The organism is Streptomyces sp. MA5143a (assembly GCF_900290235.1).
Classification (GTDB): domain Bacteria; phylum Actinomycetota; class Actinomycetes; order Streptomycetales; family Streptomycetaceae; genus Streptomyces.
Map to the genome: position 1 here is coordinate 31,365 of NZ_OLMK01000127.1, position 22,654 is coordinate 54,018.

Consider the following 22,654-nt stretch of genomic DNA (forward strand, 5'->3'; position numbering starts at 1 on the left):
GGGAAGGGTTTTACTGAAAGTCATTCGGTAAAGTCCGGATGACCCCGGGTGTGCGGCGGCCGTTCCGACCGCACCGGCGGGGAGACGCACGAAGAGGAGCCCATGTGCCCAGGCCGCGCACGCCTCTGCTGGACCGCCGACGCATCGGCGGCGCGGCGCTGAGACTCGCCGACGACCAGGGGACCCTCACCATCCCCGCCCTGGCCAGGGAGCTCGGCGTGGCACCCTCGGCGCTCTACCACCATGTGTCCGGCCGGGACGAGATCATCTCGCTCATGCGGGAGGAACTGGCCCTGGAGACCAGCCCCGACGCCTGGGACCCGGCCCAGCCCTGGGAGCAGGCGCTGGAGGACTGGGCCCGCTCCTACCGCGCGGCCTTCGCCGGACACGCCGGGGCGGTGCCGTTGCTCGCCACCGCCCCGCTGGGCGAGCCCTTCCTGTACGCGATGTACGAGAAGGTCGCGGAACTCCTGCTGACCGCCGGCTTCGCCGCGCACCAGGTCATGCCCCTGATCAACGCGATGGAGAACTTCATCCTCGGCTCGGCCCTCGACCTCGTGGCCCCGCCGGTGCTGGTCGCCGACGTGCCGCGCGAGACCACCCCGCACCTCGCCGTCGCACTCGACGACGTCCCGCACGACCACCGCCGCGCCGAGCTCGCCTTCGACATCGGGCTGTGCGCCCTCATCACCGGTTTCCGGGCGCTCCTGCCCACGTGACCGGGAGGCACGTCCCCGCACAGCACGACCCGCTCAGCCCCCTTGCTCACCTTCCACTCCTTCCTCTTCCGCACCCAGGAGCCCGTCATGACCGCCTCGTTCCACGTCCTGACCACCGGTTACGCGGACGACCGCGTCGCGGGGACCGTCACCCTCCTCGTCGACGGCTCGACCGTCGCGATCGTCGACCCCGGCATGGTCGCCGACCGCCGGCTCATCCTCGACCCGCTCACGGAGCACGGACTCGCCCCCGAGGACGTCACCGACGTGGTCTTCAGCCACCACCACCCGGACCACACGCTGAACGCCGCCCTGTTCCCCGCGGCCCGCTTCCACGACCACATGGCCATCTACCAGGACGACATCTGGGAGGACCGGGACGCCGACGGATACCGGCTCTCCCCGTCGATCACCCTGATGACCACGCCCGGCCACACCGCCGAGGACGTCAGCACCCTGGTGACAGCGCAGGAGGGCCTGGTGGTCCTCACCCACCTGTGGTGGACCGCCGAGGGACCGGCCGACGACCCCTTCGCCCCCGACCGGGACCAGCTGCGGGCAGCCAGGGAGAAGGTCCTCGCCCTCGGCCCGGCCCTCATAGTCCCCGGCCACGGCGCGCCCTTCGTGCCGTCGGCGTCGACACCCGTCTGACATGAGCCCGAGCGGATGGCGACCGCGTCGGGCGTGCCGGAGATGTCACACCCGGGTTTTCCCGGCCCTTGCCCGTCCTCATGGGGCACCTGATCGTGCTGGACCGCCGCGGGCATCGGTTGAGCGGGATGCCCCGCGGCGGGATGCTGGAGGGAGCGCCCGTGCCGGGCGCACAGCGCCGTGCTGGAAAACGGCAGAACGACGTCGGGGTACGCCCATGGACAACGAGCCCGACACGACCAGGGAAGCGGAGGGACCGGCCGTACCGGACGACTTCGCGGTCGTCGTCGACGCCCGCGGAGTCGTCCTGGTGTGGAGCGCCGGCGCCCAGCGGCTCCTCGGGTACACGCCGGAGGAGGTGGTGGGCCGCCCGGCCGCGCATCTGCGGACCACGAGGCTGCCCTCGGCGGCCCGGCGTCACCTGGCCGCCGGCGAACCCTGGACGAGCGACGTGGGGCTGCGGAAACGGGACGGCGACCGGGTCATCGCGCGGCTGCGGGGGACACCCCTGCTCGACGGGCGGGGCGGGACCCACTGGGTCCTCGCACCGGCGGCGGTGACCTACTCCGCCGGGCCGACGGACACGGGGGCCGCCGAACTGTGGGACATCACGCTCGCACAACTCCCCCTGCCCGTCGCCATCTACGACAGCGAGGCCCGGTTCGTCACCTGCAACCAGGTGATGAGCCAGGCCATGGGGCTGAACCCGGACGAGATGAGAGGGCAGACGCTGTGGGAGATCTACCCCACCCCGCCCCTGGACGAGATCGACCGCCTCCAGCACGAGGTCGCGCGCACCGGAGAGATGATCTACCGCGAGGAGCAGCCCTTCCGGGCCTCCGGTGAGGTCCGCGACCACGCGTGGTCACTGTTCCTGTCCCCGCTGAAGGACAGGGCGGGCGCCGTGCTCGGACTGTCGGCCCTGGTCATCGACATCACCGAGCAGTACTGGGCCCGTCGGCGCCTGGCCGTGCTGAACGACGCCAGCGTGCGCATCGGCAGCACCCTCGACGTGACCCGGACCGCCGAGGAACTCGCCGAGGTCGCGGTGACCGGGTTCGCCGACTTCGCCACCGTCGACCTGCTGGAGTCGGTCGTCCAGGGCCACGAGCCGCAGCCCGTGCCCCCGGACGCGCCGGTCGTCTGCCGCCGCACCGCACAGCGGTCGGTGCTCAAGGGAGTCCCGGAATCCGTGGTCGCCACGGGCGACATCGACATCCATCCGCCCGGATCCCCGGCGGCCGAGGCACTGATCACCGGCCGCGGCAGCTACCACAGCGCGGGCGACCCCGTGCTGCGGGAGTGGCTGGCCGCCTCGCCGGGCCGCATCGACAACATGCGGCGCTTCAAGATCCATTCGGTGCTGATGGTGCCGCTCCGCGCCCGGGGCATCACCCTCGGCGTGATGCTCCTGCTGCGCCACCGCACCGAGGACGCCTTCCACGAGGACGACCTGGTGCTCGCCGAGGAGATCGCCGCCAGGGCGGCGGTGAGCATCGACAACGCCCGCCGCTACACCCGTGAGCGGCACACCGCGATCACCCTCCAGCGCAGCCTCCTGCCCGAGCGGCTCCCCGAGGTGGAGTCCGCGGACCTCGCCTACCGGTACCTGCCCGCGGGCCCCGGGGACGAGATCGGCGGGGACTGGTTCGACGTCATCTCCCTGTCCGGGGGACGCGTGGCCCTGGTGGTGGGCGACGTGGTCGGCCACGGCGTGCACGCCTCCGCCACGATGGGCCGGCTCCGTTCCGCCGTACGGACCCTCGCCGACGCCGACTTCACGCCCGACGAACTGCTCACCCGGCTGGACGACCTGGTCCTCCGCCTCGACCGGGAGGAGGGCCCGGACGCCCGGAGCGTGGCGGAGGGCGCCTCGGGCGAGGTCGGGGCCACCTGCCTCTACGCCGTCTACGACCCCGTGGCCGGTTGCTGCGACCTGGCCCGGGCCGGGCACCCGCCGCCCGTCCTGATGCGGCCCGACGGCACCGTGGAAGTGCTGGACCTGCCCCCCGGGCCACCGCTCGGCCTGGGGGGACTGCCCTTCGAGGCCGTCCGGATCGACATGGCCGAGGGCAGCACGCTCGCCCTCTACACCGACGGTCTGATCGAGGCCCCCGGCCGTGACGTCGACGTCGGACTCGACCTGCTGACCGAGGCGCTGCGCCATCCCGCAGCCGATCTGGAGGAGATCTGCGACGAGGTGCTGCGCAAGGTGCGGCCCGATCCCCCTGCCGACGACATCGTCCTGCTCCTGGCCAGGACCGCCACGCTCGGCGCCGACCGGGTCAGCACCTGGGAGCTGCCCCTGGATCCCGCGGCCGTCGGCGGGGCCCGCCGGATGGCGGCCGAGCAACTCGGCGCGTGGGGACTGGCCGACCTCGACTTCGCCACCGAGCTGATCGTCAGCGAGCTGGTCACCAACGCGATGCGCTACGGCAACGCCCCCATCCATCTGCGGCTGATCCGCGCCGACGCCCTCATTTGCGAGGTCTCCGACTCCAGCAGCGCCGCTCCCCATCTGCGGCGGGCCCGGGTCTTCGACGAGGGCGGACGCGGACTGCTGCTCGTCGCGCAGGTCGCCGAGCGCTGGGGCAGCCGCCAGACGTCCGCCGGCAAGACGATCTGGGCCGAGCAGCCCCTCCCGGACGGGAGCCCCGACAGCCCTCACGCCGTGGGAGCCCGGGACACCCGATGAGACGGCGGCCGCCGCCCGGCGGCTCACAGCGGCGGCGAGCCCCATGGCCGGTTCACGCCGGTCACTGTTTGAATCTTGCAGTAGGTTTCCCGGATGCTCGATACTTCGACCGCATCGGGGAGGGCCCAGAAGGTGGCTACCAGGCAGCCGGCCCCGCATCATCGGCTGACCGGCCGTTCATCGGAAATCGCCCAGCTGATGAGGGAGTTCGCCGCCGCTCGGTCCGGGCGACCTCGAGCGGTCCTGGTACGAGGCCCGGCCGGGGTGGGCAAGACCGCGCTCCTGGAGGCCTTGATCGACACGGTGTCCGGACAGGATGTCACGGTCCTGCACGCCGTCTGCGACGCCGAAGGGCCTCATGGAGTTCTGCGGCAGCTCTTCCGTATCCGGCCACACGGACACACCCGGGCATCCGAGGGGTCGCCCCCGAGCAGGAACGAGTTACGGGCCCTCCTGGAGGCCGGGGCGGACGAGGGGGGCGACGAGAGGGCGGACGTCGTCGGGTCCGCCCATACGCCGACCGCGGGACACATGGCCGTTGCTCTCGCCGTGCACCGGCTCTGCCTGAGGATGATGACCCGTCGTCCCTTGATCCTCGTGGTCGACGACGCGCATCACTGTGACGGCGAGTCCTGGCGCGCCCTGAACTTCCTGCTGCACCGCGTTCGGCGCGGCAGCCTGATGGTGCTGTTCGCGGCGCGCGACCGGCCCGGCGGCGAGACCGTGCTGGACTACAGGTTCCAGACGACTGTTCGACCCGGCCCTCTCGGCGAGACCCACATCGCCCAGCTCGTCGAGGACACGCTCGACGGTGCGCCGGACGGCGATTTCGTGCGGACCTGCGCCCAGGTGTCCGGCGGCAACCCCTGGCTGCTGCTGCGCCTGTTGGAGGAGCTGTGCCGTGCCGAGGTCCGGCCGACGGCGGCTGACGTCGGGCGGATCGCCGACATCGCCTCCCACATCCTCGGGGAGTCGGTCGCCGCCCGGATGGCGGACCTGTCGACCGAGGCCCGCGACGTGGCCGCAGCCCTGGCCGTGGTGGGCCTCGAACACCCGGAGATCATCGGCCCACTCATCCGGGTGCCTCCGCCCCGGACCCGGTCGGCCCTCGACGCGCTGCGGGAACGAGCCCTACTCGCCCCGGACCGCCCGGGCTTCGCTCACGCGGCGGTACGCCGAGCGGTCGCCTCCGAGGTTCCGGTGTCCGACCCCGAGCGCTTGCTGGCCCGAGCCGCCCTCCTGATGAGTGACGCCCGCATGCCGGTGCGCACGGTGGCCGATCAGCTGGTCCTCCTCTCCCGTCCCGACCGGGCATGGATGGCGGACACCCTGCGCGAGGCCGGCGCCGAGGCCCTGCGCCAGGGTGAACCCCAGGCCGCCGCCCGCTACTTGCGCCATCTCCTCGACCACGCGGCCACCGTGATGCCCGAGGCCGACCCCACGTCCGTCCGAGGTGAACTGGTCGCCGCCCTGGCCCGGTTCGACCCGGCCGGCGCGCTGGCCGAGTTGCGATCCGCCCTGGACAGCCGCCCCTCCCCGGGCGACCATGCCCTCGTCCTCCAGTACGGCGAGATCGCGCTGGCCGTCGGCGGCACGCCTGACGCCGCGGACGTGCTGGTCACCGCGCTCGATGCCCTACGGACCGCCCGTCCCGGGACTGCCGGGGCGACGGAGCAGACCGCGCTGCTCGAATCCACCCTGCTGCTCGTCGGCCTCGGTGCCCGAACCGCCTCGTCCGCCGCCCGCGCAACGATCGCGGACATCGCCGATCGACTGCCCGCCGTCGGTGAACCCGGCGGAGTTCATGGGGGCACACACCGCGAACTGGCCGCCCGGACATGGCTCGCCGCGCTCGAACCCCACGCGGCGACGTCCGCGACGGAGCCGGTCAAGCGTGTGCTGGCCGACCCCGAATGGACGGACGCGGAATCGTGCACCGTGGGCCTCGCACTCGTACTGGCCGACGAAACGGATGCGGCGCACGCGGTGTGGGACCGGACGCTCGCACGTTCGCTGGAGCGCGGCGACGACTGGACCCACCACCAGGCCCTCTCCTGCAAGGCGCTCACGTTCCTGTGCACCGGGGCCCCGGACGAGGCCGTCGCCACCGCCCAGCATGCGGTGCACATCGCTGAACAGGCACCCTGGCGCCGCACGACCGTGCTGCCGTTCGGGGTCCTGGCCTTGGCGCTGTCCGTCCGTGGCCGTCACGAACGGGCGGACGCGTTGCTGCGACGGGAGGGACTGCTGGAAGGCAGGCCCACGGACATGGCCGAGACCGGCCGCGGTTGGTCCCTGCTGGCCCTCCACCGGGCTCAGTCGGCATGGCGGCACGGAGCGCCCGCCCAGTCACTCGAACTCCTGCTGGCCCTCGGCCGCGAACTGCGTGCCGGGGGAGTCGGCAACCCGCTGTACTCACCGTGGTGGGAGTACGCCCTCCCCCTGCTCGCCGCGCGGGGCCGTGACGCGGAGGCGGAGGAACTCCTCGACGAGTACACCGAGTCGTCGGTCCGCTGGGGTACCCCGCGTGCCCTCGGCCACAGCCTGATCGCCCGCGCCTGCGCCTCGCCGCCGGAGAAGGCCGTCGGGCTGCTCACAGAAGCGGTCCAGGTGCTGCGGGCCGCGCCCGACCCGATCCATCGGTCACGAGGCGCGTACCTGCTGGGGAAGTCATTGCTGCGCACCGGGGACGTCCGGGCCGCCCGGGAACAACTCGAGTGGGCCGCCGCGACCGCTGAACGCTGCGGCGCCCGGGACGCCGCCGCGGCGGCCGACCGGCTGCTGGCGGTGGCGGGTGGCCGGGGTCGCCGCCTGGCCACCGCCACCTCGGACGGGCTGTTGACCCGCGCGGAGCAGCGTACCGTCGAACTGGCCGTGAACGGCCTGACCAACCGGCAGATCGCTGAAACCCTGTTCGTCGCCGTGCGGACGGTGGAGACCCATCTCACACACGCCTATCGCAAGCTCGGCGTCGGGAACCGCAAGGAGTTGCTCCGGCAATACGCCTGGCGAGGCGAGAAGAACCATGACGTGCCGGCGGCAGGCGGTCCCACGCACGGACTCCCCGGTACGCCGATCTGAGAACGCCGGGCGAGGGCGGGCCGTTCCCGGGGGCCGCCCTCAAGCAGAGGGCCGTACGAACGTGGTGGCGACGCGCGGGGGCCACCATCCGGGGGAGAGTATGCCGAGCGAGTGCGCCCAGGAGACGAGCGCGGTGCGGTTGGGGACCCCCACCTTTCGCAGCAGCGCGGAGATGTGGTACTCGACACCCTTGCTGCTCAGATGCATGCGGCGCGCGAGCTGCTGTGTGGAGAAGCCCGTCGCCAACTGCTCCAGGATGCGCGCCTCCGTCTCCGTCAGCATGATCGGTGCGGCCGGCTGCTCCGCCGGGTCACCGTGCTCCGCCGCGACACCCCCTACGGGCACCTGCTCCGGGGAGACGAGGACGATCGTCTCGACCCCGAAGGTATGCGGATCACGTACACCGATCATGGTCAGCTCGACCGACAGGGGGGAGCCGTCGGACCGCAGCGCGACACCCTGCGCGCTGGTCCTGACCCGGCAGCCGGTCGTGACCCGGGCCAGCTCTCCCTGGACGCCGGTTCGGCTGGCGGGGTGCAGAAGATCGAGGAACGGGCGTCCCCGTAAGGCGGAGGGCGGTCCCCCGAACCAGCGCGAGAAGTCGCTGTTCATCTCCAGCAGGCGCGCATCGGAATCCAGGCTCGCCATACACAGACCCGCCTGGTGGAATATGCTGAGGAAATACTCGGCGTGCCGATGAGATGATTCCTCATCCTGATTCGCATCTGCCTCGAATGCCGTCATCGACATGGCGCCTCCACCCATCAACTCTCCGAACGCCGACCCGGTGTCAGGTCGTCCGTCCCGTTCGTCGAGGCTAGGCAGGCGCGTTCGCCTCGGGCCACAGGACCAGTGGATTCGAGGGAAAAACCGTGGTGGCGATCGACCGAGGGGGTTCGGTCCCGTACAGCGAGAACGCTCTGCCCGTAAGGGCAGGGGTACGGGGATCTTTTCCTCTGGTGGCGCCCCGGAGTTCGTGATAGAGCAACTTGCCGGTCATCTCCGGGGCGACCGCACCGGTCATGTCTCCTGTGACAGGTCCGGACCCAGGGCGGCGGGAAGATCCGCCCGCTTCCGCACGCCGAGTTTGCGGTAGGCCGCCGTCAGATGCTTCTCGACCGCCCGCGAGGTGATGCCCAGTTCCCGGGCGATCTCACGGTTCGTCAGGCCGAGGGCCGCTTGGGTCGCCACCGTCCTCTGGGCGTCCGTGAGTGACGCCCGGCCGGCTCTCCGCGAGCCGGTCGGCACCAAGGTGTTCAGCACGGCTGCCGCCGGTTCCGCGACCCACGGGGCCCCGCACTTTACGGCGAGGTCGTGCCCCCGCCGCAACCGCAGGACTGCCTGAGTGTGGTCCCCGGCCTCCCACAGCAACCGCCCGAGCGTGACGAGCGACCGGGCCGACTCGAGCCGGCTGCCGGAACCGTCCAGGATCACCACCGATCGCTGAGCCAACCGCATCGCCTCACGGCCACCGACCCATGTCGCCCGAACGCGCAGCACCCGGCCGAGGAACCGCCTCGCGCCCCAGGTCTCGGCGATGCCGGTCTCCTCCCTGAGCAACTCCTCCGCCGCGGCCGTCTCGTTCAGCCGCAGATACTGGCGCGCCGCTCGCAGCCGCCAGCCGATCTGGAGTCCCGCCACCTCGCCGTCCGTGTCCTGTATCCGTCTGCCGCACCGCAGGAAGATCGCGAGTGCCGTCGAGGGCTCACCGGCCAGCTCGGCGGAGACACCCCTCAACAGGTCGGCCAGTACAGGGAATCCACCTGGAGAGAGCCGGCCCCCGTACGGCCGGGCCGGATGCCTCCGCACCTCTTCACGCAAGCGCTGCACCAGCGCCGGATCCCGGCTCTCCAACGCGACCATCATCAGCGCGGCGAGGGCGGGTTCGGCTGTCGGATGCTGCGGGTCCGCCAGGGCGAGGGACGCCTCGGCCTCGGCCCGCGCCTTCGCGACATCCCCGTGGGCGAGCACCGTCCACGCGTGCACACCGAGCGCCGCGGCCCGCAGGACAAGGTCGTTCCTCGGGGCCGTCCACTCCAGAATGTGGTGCAGGGCCACCCGTACGGTACCCACCTCGTCCGCCATGACCAACGTGCTCGCCACCAGCGGCAATGACGTGTGCAGAGCGGAGACGGCCTCCTCGCTCGCCAGGATCCGGTGCGCCAGCGCCACGACCTCCGCACGAGGCATCAGACCCGCTGCCGCCGCCGAGCGCAGCAGCACGGCCGCCAACTGCCGGTCGGCCCAACTGTCCACCGGAACATCCGGCCCCAACTCGGTCAGCCGGGCCAAGTTGTCCATCGTGTGCTTGCCACCGACGCCCAGACTCCGCTGACGGGCCTCCAGCCACACCGGCAGCGACCGCTGCGGCAGGCCCGGCGTGTGTCCGGAGTCTTCGGCGATCTGTTGCAGGATCTCGGCCAAGGCGGGTTCCTCGGTGTACCAGTGGGCCGGCGCGAAGCGGGCGAGGGCGGTGGCACGCTCCCCCGGGGTTTCCAGCAGCACCAGCGCCTGACGCAGATGACGGTCCGCCGCATGCGGCGCGAAACGGCTTTCCGCGGCGGCCAGTTCACTCAGCAGGGCGGACCGCTCGACCGCCGTGTCCGGGCGCTCCTCGGTGTCCGCCAGGGCCCGTTGGAGGTACCGTGCGGCGGTCCGATGCGAGCCCCGGCCCAGTGCGGTCCCGGCTGCCGCCCGCAGGGTCGCCTTGAGGGCGCCCCGCACCGGAGCGGCGGTGAGGAGCAGATGCTCCGCAGCCGCCTCCGAGCCGTGACCGTGCGCCAGCAACAGCCGTGCCGCCAGGACGTGCAGTTCGTCGTACCGCTCGTCGGGCACCATCTCCAGGAAGGCGTCCCGGAGCATCGGGTGCACGAAACGGGCGCACCCTGGAGGGCTCTTTGCGGCTCCGTCGACCGTGGAAACCGTCGTGGACCGCGCACGCAGCAGGCCGAGGTGTTCCAGGGCCGTCAGAGCGGTCGCGGAGTCACCTTCGTCCAACCCGGCGAGTGCGGCCACCACCAAGGGCGCTGCCCGGTCACCGAGCAGCGCCAGGGACGTGCCGCAGTGGCGCAGGGTCTCGGGCAGCCACAGCACGGTCTGCCGCAGCCGGTCCTGCAACAGTTCGGGTCGCAGACCGAGGAGCCCGGTCGCCTCCTCGGCCACAGGGCCACGCCGCGTCGCCGCCAACTCCGTGAGCAGCGGCATGAGCAGCATCGGCAGGCCGCTGGTGACCGTGTGCCCCGCTTCGACGAACCGGGGATCGCCGTCCGTGCCGAAGACGTGCCGCACGGCAGCAGCCGTGCCGGCCGGGGTCAGGGGGCGCAAGGCCACCAGGTGGGTCGCGGCATCGGAGATCTCCCGGAGCAGGCCGCGCCCGTTCGTCGGGAGCCCCGCCGGCAGACTGACCACCATGGTGACGGCCAGTCCGTCCAGGCGCCTGGCCAGGTAGCCGAGAAAGGTCAAAGACGCGTCGTCGGCGTGGTGGAGATCATCGATGAGCAGCACCAGCGGCCGTTGTCGGCAGACGGCCGCGACCAGCGAGCGCAGCCCGTCCAGGAAGGCCGGACTCACGACGGCCGAATCGTCCGGCGGGCTGCCGAAGAACAGCCGCTCCGTGGCGCCGGCGGCTCCCTCGAACCAGCCGTCGCGTATCTCGGCAGGCACCTGGCGCATCAGAGGGTCGAAGAGCTGAGTGACGATTCCGTGCGTGAAGTCCCGCTCCGCGGGGGTGCCGCTCGCCCGAAGCGTCCAGGCAGCCTTCCGCGCCAGGGACCGCTGGGCCAGTTCGTCCAGAAACGCGGTCCGCCCCACCCCGACGGGCCCGGTCACGACCACGAGAGATCCCGCACCGGCGGCGGCGGCCAACTGTGCCTCGTCCGCCACACGCAGTGCCGGGGCCCGTTCAAGCAACACGGTCGTCCCCCTCGTTCTCGCGCCGCGGAAGTGCCAGGGCGACCGGCAGTTCGGCCCTCCCCGATATGCCGAGCTTCCGGTAGGCGCGCGTCAGGTGTAGTTCGACGGTTCGGGGGCTGATCGACAGCCGCTCCGCGACGAGCCGGTTCGACAGCCCCTCACCGGCGAGGGTGGCCACCCGGGTCTCGGCCGGGGTGAGCGGCACCGTGCCGGAGGAGCGGTCCCCGTAGGGAGCCGACGCCGTCGATGGTGCCCAGAGCAGTTCCAGCCGGTGCGTCTCCGAGGACAATGCGACCGCGAACGCGTGGTCGTTCAGGGTTCCCGCCAGCGCGGCCGCACGGGCGCGCCACGGCAGCAGCACGGGGTTGTTCCAACCGTGGCCGGTCAGGCCCTGACCGCAGCGGACGAAGTCCGCCAGCGCCTCCCGGGGCCGACCGTCGGCCGCCCGCACCTCCGCGCGGGCGTACAGGAAGAAGGAGGTGGACAGGCCACCCTCCCCGGCACCGACGGGATCCACGGACAGGGCCTGCTCAGCCGCCGGGAGAAGGCCGTCGAGCCGCAGCACCGTGGAACGCACCGCGACGACGAGGGGCATCAGACGTGGATGGCACGCCATCGTGGAACCCAGCTCGGCGGCGGCCCTCAGGTCCGTCACCGTCTGCTCCGGAAGACCGAGGAGGTGGTACCCCCAGGCACGCAGCAGCAAGCCGTGCAGGGCGGCGGCCGACTCGCCGACGTACAGCGACTCGTCGATGAGGGCGCCCACACCGAGCACGACGTCGCGGGCACCGTGCTCGTCCCCTGTCAGCAGCAGCGCCGACGCGGCGGCCAGCGTCGGCGTGTACAGCGTGACCCCGGCAGGTGAGGTCGTGTCACGCAGCCCGTGTCGGGCCAGCTCGACGACCCGATCCCGCTCCGCACCCGACACCGCGAGCCGCCAGGCGCGCAGTCCGGCCCTCGCCGCATCCGGCAGCGCGTCGACGGCTGCCCCCGGTGGGAGGCCGTCCGTGCCCGGGTCCGACGGACCGCACCAGGGGTGCCCGTGCCTCGGCGGGACGCCTCGTGAGGGGTGTCCGACCACGGCATCGGAGAGGGCGTCCGGCCCTTGGAGCAGGGTCAGCTGATCGGCGGCGCGCAGACGGCAGAGGGCGAGAGCGGGGTCTGTGCCACACAGCTCGTACGCCATGTCGAAATGCCGCTGACAGACCACGGGGTCCGTGGACCTGGCGGCCAGCCCCAGCTCGATGTGCAGGCCGATCCGCTCCTCCAGATCCGCCGTCCTGGCCAGGGCGTTCTCCATGCTGCGCATCAGGGATCGGGTCGGGCCGGTGAGCCTCCGTTCGGTGGCTCCCGTGCGCAGCACCTCCACGGCCCAGGGCGGACGGAACGACGGGGCGGCGAGCAGCATCTCGGCGACAAGGGAGTCCCGGACGCCGCCTTGGTAGCAGATGTCGGCCGCCCGGGCGTGCAGTTCCTCCCGCTCGGTGGCGGTCAGTTCGCCGAGGGCCTGCCCGGCGACCTCGGGGCAGACGGGTGACGGACGGTCCCCCGTGCCCACCAGGCCCATCCCGGTCAGCAGGGCCAGCGCGCGGGTGCCGACCGGGACGCCCAGGCCGGCCAGGCGAATGAGTTGCCGGGTGTCCAGCTCCCCTGCTGCCAGGGCACAGGACCGCAGCAGCGCCCGCGCCTCGTCGGGCAGTCCCTCCACCATCCGCGCGGCCCATCGGGTCAGCGCCGCGGCAAGGTGTGGCCCCAGTGCCGTGGCTGCCCCGACTCCCTCCGATGCCTCCTCTCCCCAGGAGGCGAGAGCGGCGACGAGAACCGCGGGATTGCCGCGGCACCGCCTTGTCACCTCGGCGGCCGGTGCCGGATCCACGGGTGCGGGCCAGCCGTGCGCGACGAGCACCTCGGCCACCGCCTCCGAGGAGAGGGGACCGAGTCTGAGCAGATGGTCCGTGCGGGAGGGGTGATCCGCGCTGTCCCGTCCCCGGTGGACCACGTCCAGGCCCAGGCGCTGGGAGAGGGAGCGGGGGCCGACGGACGGGGTGGCGGAGACGAGCACCGTCACCGGGACGTCACGCAGTTGCCTGAAGAGTCGCGCGAGCAGGGTGAGAGAGGGATCGTCCGCCCACTGGGCGTCGTCGACGACCAGCAGCAGCGGGTGCCGCGCGGCCTCCACGAGCAGTTCCCGGCACGGCCAGTTCATCGGCCGGGGCGCGTCGGCGGGGGACCGCAGCAGCGTGGTCACCTCGGGCGCGAGCCTGGTCAGAGGCGCCAGCAGTTGTGCCACCACGCCGTACGGGAAGCCGGACTCCGTGGTGGAGCACCGCGCGGTGAGCACCCGCGCCCCACGCTCCTCGGCGGCGGCGGCGGCCCACCGCAGCAGCGTGGTGCGGCCGAACCCCGCGAAGCCCTCGACGAGCACCACCGCGGGCGACGGGACACCGGGATGCCGGGTCGGCAGCACGTCCTCCAGCAACTGTTTCTCCCTGCCGCGCCCGGCGACGAGAGAGAGGGGCCCGGCCTTTCCACGCCATCGGGGAAGGACCGGTACAGGGGGTTCCGTCATAGTGCTCTTTCTCCGGCGGACAGACGTGTTGACCAAGTCGCGTGGGTCCCCACGGTCAGGACGGCGTCGGGCGGCGGATCGTCGCCGTGCCGGTCGGCCGCGCCCGGGAGGTCGGGGTCGCGGCCCCGCGTTCGTCTCGTGACGCTGCACGGGTACGGGAGCGACCCGGTCCCTCGACGGCGGCCAGTTCCGTACGGGCCATGACACCGAGCACATGAGCGTCGCAGCCGTCCGCCAGGGCGCCGGCCCGAACCAGTTGTTCGCCTGCGGCCGCGGTGTGTCCGTGGCGCAACAGAGCCGAGCCCAGGCGGTACGCGGCCCAGGCTTCTTCCAGACGCCGGCCCGTCGTGTTCCCCTGGGACTGCGAGGCCGCCTTCAGTTCCGCCAGAGGCCTCCGGTCATCCATGGTGACCAGGAAACTTCCGGCCAGCAGGCCGAAGCCGATGGCGCGGGCCGCCGACCACTGGCCGTGCGCGGGGGAGACGCCCGTGGGACCGGCCACACCCAGCGGGACCAGGGCCTGGTCCACGGAGAGGCGCCAACGGGTGAAGATCGGGTTGCCGAGGTCGGTGAGGGGATCGGCCCCGGAGTCCTCGGGCAGCCGCCCCGTGCCGGTCCGGAAGTGGACCGGACTGTCCGGGAAACGGCTCACGGCCCCGGCGAAGTACTGGTCGTACAGCGACTTTCTCGCCTGCCGGATGTCGTGCGGGCTGGGAGCGGGCCCTGCGTCCTCGACGGCGTCGGAGGCGTGGCGCACCCGGCTCAGCGCGGAGAGTGCCTGCACGTACGCGATGTACGGGAGCAGGAGGCCCGCCGCCTGTGGGGTACGGGCCATGACGGCCAGGGCCGAGTGGGCCGCCCATGACGCCGCGGCGACATCGCCGACGACGTGCGAGATGAGTGACTGCACGGACAGAGCGAGGATCTCGGCGGACGGATTGCCGCACGAGGCCGCTCGGCGTCCGGCGTCCCAGAGCAGCGAGCGCGCTTCCTCCGGCCGGTCGGCCAGGTGGAACGCCACCGCGGCGGGCAGTTCGGGCGGCACGGTGCGCCACGGCTCGGCCTGGTCCCCCGCTTCGAGGAAGGCCGCCGCGAGTCGGGCGCACAGCACCTGTGTGTGCACCGTCCGGCGGGGAGAGCCGTAGGGTTGCCCGGGCATGGACGTGAGCGTGCGGAGCACCTCGTCCAGGTGGGCGGCGGCCTCCCCGAGATGGGGGGTGCCTGCCGCGAGCGCGCAGAACCGTACGGCGGTGAGAGCACGCAGCTGGAGGTCGGTGGTGTGTCGCAGGGGCCAGCGCAGCTGCCCCAGCGCGGCCGCCGGATCCGCGCGCTCCAGCAGACCCGCCAGTTCCATGCGGTCCCGGAGCACGGCGTCGCTGCCGGGCGACGGGGCGCCGGACCTGATCAACTGGTCGAGGAATCGCGTCGCGGCCGGGGCGTTTCGTCGCGCCGCGGCGGTCGCGGCCTCACGCAGGATGTCGCACATCCAGGTCATGTGGGCGCCCCCGGGCAGCAACTGCGCTATGCCCTCGGCTCGGTAGCCCGCGTCGTTGAGCAGCCGGGCGGCGCGATCACGCAACTCCCGCAGTTCGACGGGGGACAGTCCGTCGAGCAGGCGGGAGCGCAGCCCGGGAGAAATCAGATCGCCGCCCTCCTCCGACCCCACCTCGCGTTTCAGTGTGCGCAGGGCGTCCTCCGTCGCCGTACGAGGTATCCGGGCCAGGACACTGACGAGTTCGCAGGCCGTGGCGTGGCCGCGGGCCCCGGCGTCGACACTCTCGAGCACGGCCACGGCCCGGGCGGTCCGGAAGACTGTGACACCGTGCCGAGCCAGCCGCTCCACGTCGAGCGCGGAGCGCACGTCGCACGTGACGGCGCCGAGGCGGCGCACCTCCTCGGCCAGCGGCCGGATGCCTCGTTCCCGGGCGACGCGCAACACGTCACGCAGCAGGCGCGGGTTGCCCTCGGTCAGTTCCGCACACCTGACGACGAAGCCGGAGTCGGGTGCTTCGCCCAGGACGTGGCCGACGCACTCCGCGATCTCCCCGGTGCTGAGCGGCGGCAGCACGATGACGTTCTGCGGGCGGCGGACGACGAGGTCGCGCAGCACCCGCCGGCCGGGGCCGGGCTCGGAGTGGTGATACGTGAGGATGACCAGCAACCGCAGCCCGGACCCGCGCCGCAGCACGTACTCGAGGGAGCGCAGGGACTCCTCGTCGCACAGGTGGGCATCGTCGACGAGCACCGCCACCGAGCCGGTTCCGGCCAGTTCGGCGAGGGACTGGTAGGCGAGGTCACTCATGTGGTGCCGCGAGTGCCCGGCGTGGTCGGGCAACGACACACCGACGGGGGTCAGCAGCCCACGGAGCGCGGTGTAGGCCGGAGGCGGAGGGGTCGAGCGTCCGGCTGCCTCGAGAACGGTGGACCCGACCGCCAGGGCACTCTCGTGGACGGCGCGCAGGACGGTGCTCCGACCGCTTCCCGCCCCTCCACGTACGAGAGCGTATTCGGCCTGCCCGGACCGTGCGGTGGCGGCGACCGCGCCGAGCGCGGTGGCGAGGTACGCCGCTCGCTGCGACTCCGCGGTTAAGTGCCAGTCGTCTCTCGTCATGTGCGACCTGTCTTGTGGTGAGGGCAGGATCGGGGCAAGTCGCCCGGAAGTAGAACCGGTTGCCACTGAATCGGCGTCATCGTGGCACGGGGTCACGTTCAGATACTAGGGAGTTCCCCAGGGTGATCCCGCAGGGGCTCTGTGCGGGGCGACTAATGTGGGTTGTGCAAAGGAGAACCGCGCGTGCACAGCCCGTGATGGATTCCGGGCCGGTCATGCCGCGTGGATCCGTGTGCGTCGGCACGAAATGCCGTGCGTCGTGATGGCGGGGGAGATCGATGGGCTCAGTGGTACCACTGCCAGAAATGAGGCACATCCATGATTTCCTCGAGCGGTCCGTCAGCTGTGCGTTCCCGGGAGCGCGTCACGAGCGTCATGATCATAGACGACGAGGATCTGCTGCGTAGTGGCCTGAAACAGGCGCTGGAGCGAGTCACCACCTTAGATGTCGTCGCGGAGGCCGCAGTCGGCCGGGACGCGATCGCCGTGATGGCGAGGACGACCCCTGACGTGGTCGTGCTGGGCGTCGGACGCCACCAGGAGGCGGTCGCCCTCGATCTGATCGCGCGCCTGTCGGCCGCACCGCTGCCCGTCCGGCCGAAGGTGCTCCTGCTCGCCGACCAGCAGGTCCTCGACCGCAGCCTGACCCGGGCCATCCACCTGGGCGTCCGTGGCATCCTGCTGCGCAGCGTCTCCGGTGACGAACTGCTCTATGCGGTGCGGCAGGTGGCGTGCGGCCACAGCGTCCTCCAGCCCCTGCTGACGAGCAGGCTCTTCGCCGGGCTGCGGAACTTCGCTCCTGTGGGATCGCAGGCGTGGCGAGGCGGTTTGCCGGACGTCCTGGCACAACTCAGCCCTCGTGAGCGTGACGTGTTGACGGGGATCGCCCGAGGCATGTCGAACCAGGAGATAGCCGAGGACTTCCACCTGACGGTCGCCACGGTCAAGTCTCATGTTTCCAGCATCCTCACCAAGCTGGGGGCACGTGACCGGCTCCAAGTGGCCCTCATGTGCATCCAGTACGGCCTGTTCAGCGAAGACGAGTGAACGTCCCGGCCCGGTGGCCGGCCGCGGTCGACCGGGGCGTCTCGTCCGCCCCGGCAGGCGGGACCCCGCCGGGGCGGACAGCGGCACCGGGGAGTTGTGCCGTTGACAGGTCAGACGCTATCCGGACGGCCTCGGCCGCCGTAACGTTCCGAGGACTGAAGCCGAAGGTCGAGGAGACCGGGGAACACTCGTCTGAGAGGTGGGTGCCCTCTCATCCTGCGGAATGAGCCGACACCCACGGTGCTCAGTGCCTTGTGGCCCCTGCGGGGGCGACGTCGTCGTCGGCCGTGTCCGCGGCCTCCGGCACCTCGAGGACTCCGCCGAGCCGTTCGCCCGAGCCGTCGACCCGGGAGAGGCGGCTGAAGGGCTCCGGCTCGACGGAGGTGAAGGTGTGGGTCTCCCCGCACGGCATGGCATGACGACGCAGCTCGTTGCGGAGATCCTCCGAGAGCCTGGTCCGCGGACCGCCCATGGCGCCGTTGCGTACGTCGAAGTAGGTGATGTCCGTGTGGTCCCGCGCGAAGCCGTCCGGCAGTCCGTCCACGAAGACCACGGCGCGGTGCGCCGCGCCGTCAGTGGGGGGCACGGGCTGACACCCGCTCTGCACGGTCACGGTCATGCCCTCCGACACGGTGCCGTCCGGCGCGTTCAGCACGGAGGTCCACGCTCCGCCATCCGGCACCCGCGAGGCCTGGTGCCCCTTCCACCGCAACTCCTCCGTCCAGCGGTCCACCACCGCGGTCACGGCGTCCACGGCCGCGTCCGACGAGAGCCGCCGCGCGGGAATGGCCTTCTTCACCTTGGCCGGAACACCGGCGGCCAGGACGTTCTCCGGCAGCGACCGCGCGACGACCGCGCCGGCGGCGACGATGCTGTTCCGGCCCACCGAGACCCCGGGGAGGATCGTGATGTGAAAGCCGAGCCAGACGTTGTCCTCGATGGTCACCGGCGCGTAGGCGGTTTCGAAGCCGTCGAGGGGCCCGTGCCCGAAGTGGTATCCGTGCGTCCAGATGGAGAGATACGAACCGGTCCCGACGTTGTTCCCGATGGTGATCGGAAGATTGGCGTTCAGGATCGAGTGCTGTCCGATGGTGACGCGTGAACCGATGGACACATGTGCGCTGGACGCCGTCGTACCGCCGTAGCCGACCGAGGCCTCGTCACCGAAGTACAGGAGATTGCCCGCACTGAACGACCGGCACGTCAGGGAGGCGCCCCGGGCCACCCTGGCCGCGGCGCCGACGGAGAACCGCTCGGCGACGAGAACACGCACGTCGCTCCCGAACTCGCTCCGCGGCCCGATGCGGACCTCCGACGCCCGCAGATCACAGCCCGGACCGATCACCGTGCCCTCCGCGATCTCGATCCGGTCACCGACAAGCACGGTTCCCGGCCCGATGACCACATCCGACGCCAGGCTCAACTCCTCACAGATGATGCGGGCGCCGGGGTCGATCCCCGGACGGTTCGGTCGCCAATGCCTCACGAGGTCCTCCCGATTCGGTCTGATGGGGCGGTGGTGGTGCGCGAACAGCTCGATCCGTGTGCTCAGTACCAGGCCCCCGGGGAGCGGACGAGGACGCCCATGGCCAGCCACCGCCGCAGATCGTCATCCGGTGCCGTGCCCTGCCGGACCGCGGAGAGCTCGGCGTCGCTCGGGCGACGGAGGCTGTCCAGATACGCGAAGGGGCGGACGTACTCGGCCACGAACTTCTCCGACGGCCACGCCGGGGAGGCACCACTGAGCAACGGATTCACCGTGATGCCGCCGCGTCGGGACGGAGCCGGGACGGGGAGGATTCCCACGGGGTCCGTGGGAGGTTCACCGGCCACGAAGGCGAACGCCTGGGCGGCGCTCCCGGAGGTGGCGGCGAGCGGCCGTGGCGGCCGCTGCTCCAGCCACGCGCTGGTCATCTCGGCGTCGTCGTAGACGGAACTCGGGGCGAGCAGACGTGTGTACTCACCGAGCGTGAGTGGGTGCCCCGGGGAGAAGTTCTCGGCTTCCCCGTTGTGTGCGTGGCCGATGAGCAGCCTCCCGGACGACGCGACACGTCGCATCTCCGAGAGGGCGCCCGGGATGTCGGACAGGTAGTGCAGGCAGTCGTGCCCGAGGACGGTGTCGACCGAGCCGGAGGACAGCGGGAACGGCCCGTTCGCGTCGAAACACACCGAGACGCGCCCGGTACGCAGGTAACGCCGGGACAGCCAGAGATGTGAGAAGACCACGTCGGAGCAGAGGGAGTCGCCCCCGCCCATCCGTTCCCAGTGGGCGGTCAGATGGCCGAGTCCGGCGCCGATCTCCAGGATGCTCCGGTGGCGCGGGGCCCGCCAATGAAGGAGGGAGAGCCCGCTGAGATACGTGGGAATGATCCACCGGTGCTCGAAGTACCATCCCAGCCCTCCGTACCCGAGCAACTCGATGCTCTCGTGGAAGGACAGCCCCGTGCGCAACGCCTCACGCACGTCGCGGGGGTCGGGCGCGGGGATGTCCGCGCTGCGACGGTCGCCCAGCAACAGGGCGAGTGCCTGCTCGCGCCGGTCTCGTCGGATGAGCGACACGACCTCGTCGACCAGGGCCTCCCGGCCCACCCGCAGGTAGTAGCAGTCGTCGAAATGGGGCCACAGGCGTTCGCCGTCGCTCAGCAGGTTCGCCGCCACGGGGCGCAGGGCTTCGCCGTTGGTCGGGCTGATCAGCTTCAGCGGTGCCCCCGCCGACGTCGTGACCGTACTCATCGATGAATCTCCACGCAGGCCATGTGGTAGGTCAGTCCGGAGGAGTTGCCCAATCGCTGTCCGTCGGGCGCCGGCACGATCCTGCTGGACAGGCCGTCGGCCGGAGCGGTGGCCGGGTAGCCCAGGGTCGCCACCTTCGGATAGTGGTAGGCCCAGGACCGGACGCGCCCCCCAAGGAACGCGTCATAGGTCTGCTGGGAGAGCACGTTCCAGCCGGGCAGCCACTCCTCGCTCCCGCCGGCGTAGCGCAGACGGCAGATCAGATCCACCGGCGACGGGTTCAACGGGCCGTAGAGGACCGCGACACCCCCGGGAGCGACCAGCCGCAGCACCTGGGGAAGCCACTGGTCCAGGGAGTCGAAGTGACTGGGGATCGTCAGAGCGGTCACGACGTCGAACTCTTCGGACGGGAGGGACCGCGGTGTGCAGATGTCGGCGACGGAGAACCTCCCCTCCGGGACAGCCGCCGTAGCCGCGTCGACGAGCTCGGGAAGGACGTCGATCCCGCTGACGTCCCATCCTGGACACCGCTCGATGACGTACCGGGCGAAGGCGCCGTTGGCGCAGCCCACGTCCAGCAGACGGAGGCTCTCGTCGCGACGCCGGTTCCCCGCCGCGAGTTCGAGAACGGGGCCGAAGTACGGCCGGTCGGTGGTGCGCGGGTCGCGATCGAGATAGCGGAGGTCGATCGAACGGGTTCCCTCGGGGTGACGCCATCCGGGCTCCCAGGCCCCGCGGCCGGTGGACGCCGGGCTCGGTTCGGCGGTGGTGCGGTCCGGTGTCGCCATCAGTGGCCACCCTCCCCTGTCAGCAGCTCACCCAGGGCCGAGGAGCGCTGTACACCGACGTTGGCGTGCGAGCTCGCCGCGAGAACGTCACGGAGGTGGCGCTGCACGGGGAGAGTGGTGAAGTTGGCGCGGGAACCGGCCAGGACGAACACCGCCTGGGTCACCGATGCGGCCGTGCGGCAGACGGCCCGGGCCAGTGCCGAGATCTCGGTTTCCGTCCAGCCGTCCACCGCCGCGCCGTCCCACACCTGGGCGGTCGCGCGATCGAGAGCGGCCTCGGCCATCACCAGCCGGCCGGCCTGTTCGCCGAGCTCCACCGTGCGGTGGTCGCGGGCACCCCGCAGGAGCTCACCCACCTCACGCAGGCCGCCACGGGCCAGCCCGACACACACCGCCGCCATGTGGAGCGCGAAGCTCATACGGTGGGGGAGCAGATCGTGCCGCGTGAGCACCGCGCTCTCGTCGAACCTGTCGAGGGGATACAACTGCTCCGGCCCCACCGCCACGTCGTCCACGGCAGCGGAGTGACTCCCGGTGGCGGACAGGCCCATGACCTGCCAGGTGCGGTCGACCTTGAGATCGTCGGCAGGCAGGACCACACCGACGGTCTCCCGTGTCCTCTCGTCCGTGCAGTGGACCAGAACCCATTGGGCGTGGCACACGCCACTGAGATAGTTCCAACGACCGCTCACCCTGAGCACGCCCGCGTCGTCGCGCACGCTGCCGCTGCCCGCCGATGTGGCGGAGACGAGGGAACCGGGGTCGTCGAGGATTCGGTCGCGCGCCCCCGGGGTCAGCCGGGGCAGGATGAGGTTGCCCTGGGACCACACCATGATCAGCCAGGCCGTGGAGCCGTCGAGCTCGGCGACCGCTCTCAGCGTGCGGGTGAAGTCCGGCAGGGACTCCTCGGATCCGCCGTACGCCGTACTCATGACGCGGCGTGTGAGGCCGCTGCGGCGCAGTTCGGTGACGACGCCGGCGGGCAGCCGGTCGCCGTCGTGCTCCCGGAGTGCGCGGATCTCGGCGCCGAGTGAGGCCGAAAGCCCCACGAACTCGAGGTCGTTGCTCGTTGTGGTCGACACGGTTTCTCCTCTGTCGGCTTCCTCAGGGATCTGTGGGGCGCAGGGCCGCGTGAGCGATCGCGTCGATGTGCGCCACGGTGGTGTCGAGCCACGGCACCCGGGCGGGCTCGCTGTCGTCGAGGAGGAGGTTCAGTTCGGTGCACGCGAGGATCACTGCCTCGGCACCACGAGCCGTCGCGTCCTCTCCGAGCCTTCGCAGCCACTGGCCGGATTCCGGCACGACATGCCCGAGGCACAGTTCCGAGTAGATGATCCTGTCCAGCTCCCGCTGTGCCTCCGCTCCGAGATCGACGACCTCTATGCCACCGGTGGCGAACGCGTCGGCGAAGGCGGGCATCGACGTGGTGGTGCTCGTGCCCAGGAGGGCGACCCGGGAGCGTCCGTCGAGGGCGTCGACGGTGGCGTCGACGAGGCTGACGAACGGCAGGGACGAGTACCGGGGTATCGCGTCGGAGACCGCGTGCATCGTGTTGCAGGCCATGGCCAGGAACTCCGCGCCGGCCGCCTCCAGGGCGGCGGCGGCTTCCCCCACCAGGCGACCTGCTTCCTGCCAGTCACCCTGGAGCTGGGCCTGCTCGACGAAGTGGTAGTCGGCGGACCACACGATGAGGTGCGCGGAGTGAGATCCGCCGAGAACCGCGGCCGTGCGGCGGTTCAGCTCGCGGTAGTAGGTGATGGTGGAGGGCCAGCTCATTCCGCCGAGGAGGCCGATCTTTCGCGTCGGGAGGTCGCTCCCGGTCATGCGGTCACCTTCCGTCGCCTTCCG

The 22,654-nt window shown here is 71.6% G+C and carries 14 protein-coding genes; 5 read left to right on the forward strand and 9 right to left on the reverse strand.

The genetic code is table 11. The features are described 5' to 3' along the window. Nucleotides 1-104 precede the first annotated feature (104 nt). From SMA5143A_RS39920 to SMA5143A_RS44650, 4 genes are all read left to right on the forward strand, one after another. Complete coding sequence (locus SMA5143A_RS39920) at nucleotides 105-719, forward strand: TetR/AcrR family transcriptional regulator C-terminal domain-containing protein (RefSeq protein WP_258194009.1); 615 nt, start codon at nucleotides 105-107, stop codon at nucleotides 717-719. A gap of 87 nt (nucleotides 720-806) precedes the next feature. Further along, complete coding sequence (locus tag SMA5143A_RS39925; RefSeq protein WP_107467724.1) at nucleotides 807-1,370, forward strand: MBL fold metallo-hydrolase; 564 nt, start codon at nucleotides 807-809, stop codon at nucleotides 1,368-1,370. 217 nt (nucleotides 1,371-1,587) lie between these two features. Further along, on the forward strand, nucleotides 1,588-4,065 hold the full coding sequence (locus SMA5143A_RS39930; RefSeq protein WP_107467694.1) for a SpoIIE family protein phosphatase: 2,478 nt from the start codon (nucleotides 1,588-1,590) through the stop codon (nucleotides 4,063-4,065). 93 nt (nucleotides 4,066-4,158) lie between these two features. After that, the gene (locus SMA5143A_RS44650) at nucleotides 4,159-7,146 is read left to right on the forward strand and encodes a helix-turn-helix transcriptional regulator (protein WP_107467695.1); all 2,988 of its coding nucleotides are present in this window, start codon (nucleotides 4,159-4,161) and stop codon (nucleotides 7,144-7,146) included. A gap of 39 nt (nucleotides 7,147-7,185) precedes the next feature. Here the strand turns inward: SMA5143A_RS44650 and SMA5143A_RS39940 are convergent, their stop codons facing one another. The 4 genes from SMA5143A_RS39940 to SMA5143A_RS43340 all read right to left on the reverse strand — a co-directional run bounded on the left by SMA5143A_RS39940 (nucleotide 7,186) and on the right by SMA5143A_RS43340 (nucleotide 16,238). Continuing rightward, nucleotides 7,186-7,911: a helix-turn-helix transcriptional regulator gene (locus SMA5143A_RS39940; protein ID WP_107467696.1), complete on the reverse strand. Its 726-nt coding sequence runs from the start codon at nucleotides 7,909-7,911 to the stop codon at nucleotides 7,186-7,188. A 255-nt stretch (nucleotides 7,912-8,166) separates the two neighbouring features. Continuing rightward, complete coding sequence (locus tag SMA5143A_RS39945) at nucleotides 8,167-11,058, reverse strand: AAA family ATPase (RefSeq protein WP_107467697.1); 2,892 nt, start codon at nucleotides 11,056-11,058, stop codon at nucleotides 8,167-8,169. Continuing rightward, nucleotides 11,048-13,627 (reverse strand): helix-turn-helix transcriptional regulator, encoded by a 2,580-nt coding sequence (locus tag SMA5143A_RS39950; RefSeq protein ID WP_258194010.1) that lies wholly within the window; start codon nucleotides 13,625-13,627, stop codon nucleotides 11,048-11,050. Before SMA5143A_RS39950 ends, SMA5143A_RS39945 begins: the two co-directional genes overlap by 11 nt. 55 nt (nucleotides 13,628-13,682) lie before the next feature. Continuing rightward, entirely contained in the window at nucleotides 13,683-16,238 is a 2,556-nt protein-coding gene (locus SMA5143A_RS43340; RefSeq protein ID WP_181362250.1) for an ATP-binding protein, read from the reverse strand. 375 nt (nucleotides 16,239-16,613) lie between these two features. Here SMA5143A_RS43340 and SMA5143A_RS39955 point away from each other — a divergent pair, with 375 nt between their 5' ends. After that, complete coding sequence (locus tag SMA5143A_RS39955) at nucleotides 16,614-17,285, forward strand: LuxR C-terminal-related transcriptional regulator (protein ID WP_181362251.1); 672 nt, start codon at nucleotides 16,614-16,616, stop codon at nucleotides 17,283-17,285. A gap of 244 nt (nucleotides 17,286-17,529) precedes the next feature. Here the strand turns inward: SMA5143A_RS39955 and SMA5143A_RS39960 are convergent, their stop codons facing one another. The 5 genes from SMA5143A_RS39960 to SMA5143A_RS43345 form a co-directional block, all read right to left on the reverse strand. Further along, the gene (locus tag SMA5143A_RS39960) at nucleotides 17,530-18,771 is read right to left on the reverse strand and encodes a DapH/DapD/GlmU-related protein (protein ID WP_181362252.1); all 1,242 of its coding nucleotides are present in this window, start codon (nucleotides 18,769-18,771) and stop codon (nucleotides 17,530-17,532) included. Nucleotides 18,772-18,833: 62 nt separating this feature from the next. Then, nucleotides 18,834-20,018 (reverse strand): class I SAM-dependent methyltransferase, encoded by a 1,185-nt coding sequence (locus tag SMA5143A_RS39965; RefSeq protein ID WP_107467701.1) that lies wholly within the window; start codon nucleotides 20,016-20,018, stop codon nucleotides 18,834-18,836. Further along, entirely contained in the window at nucleotides 20,015-20,806 is a 792-nt protein-coding gene (locus SMA5143A_RS39970; RefSeq protein ID WP_107467702.1) for a class I SAM-dependent methyltransferase, read from the reverse strand. The genes SMA5143A_RS39965 and SMA5143A_RS39970 overlap by 4 nt, the downstream gene beginning before the upstream one ends. Beyond that, entirely contained in the window at nucleotides 20,806-21,888 is a 1,083-nt protein-coding gene (locus SMA5143A_RS39975) for a hypothetical protein (RefSeq protein WP_107467703.1), read from the reverse strand. Before SMA5143A_RS39975 ends, SMA5143A_RS39970 begins: the two co-directional genes overlap by 1 nt. Before the next feature lie 22 nt (nucleotides 21,889-21,910). Then, entirely contained in the window at nucleotides 21,911-22,630 is a 720-nt protein-coding gene (locus tag SMA5143A_RS43345; protein ID WP_181362253.1) for an aspartate/glutamate racemase family protein, read from the reverse strand. Nucleotides 22,631-22,654 lie beyond the last annotated feature (24 nt).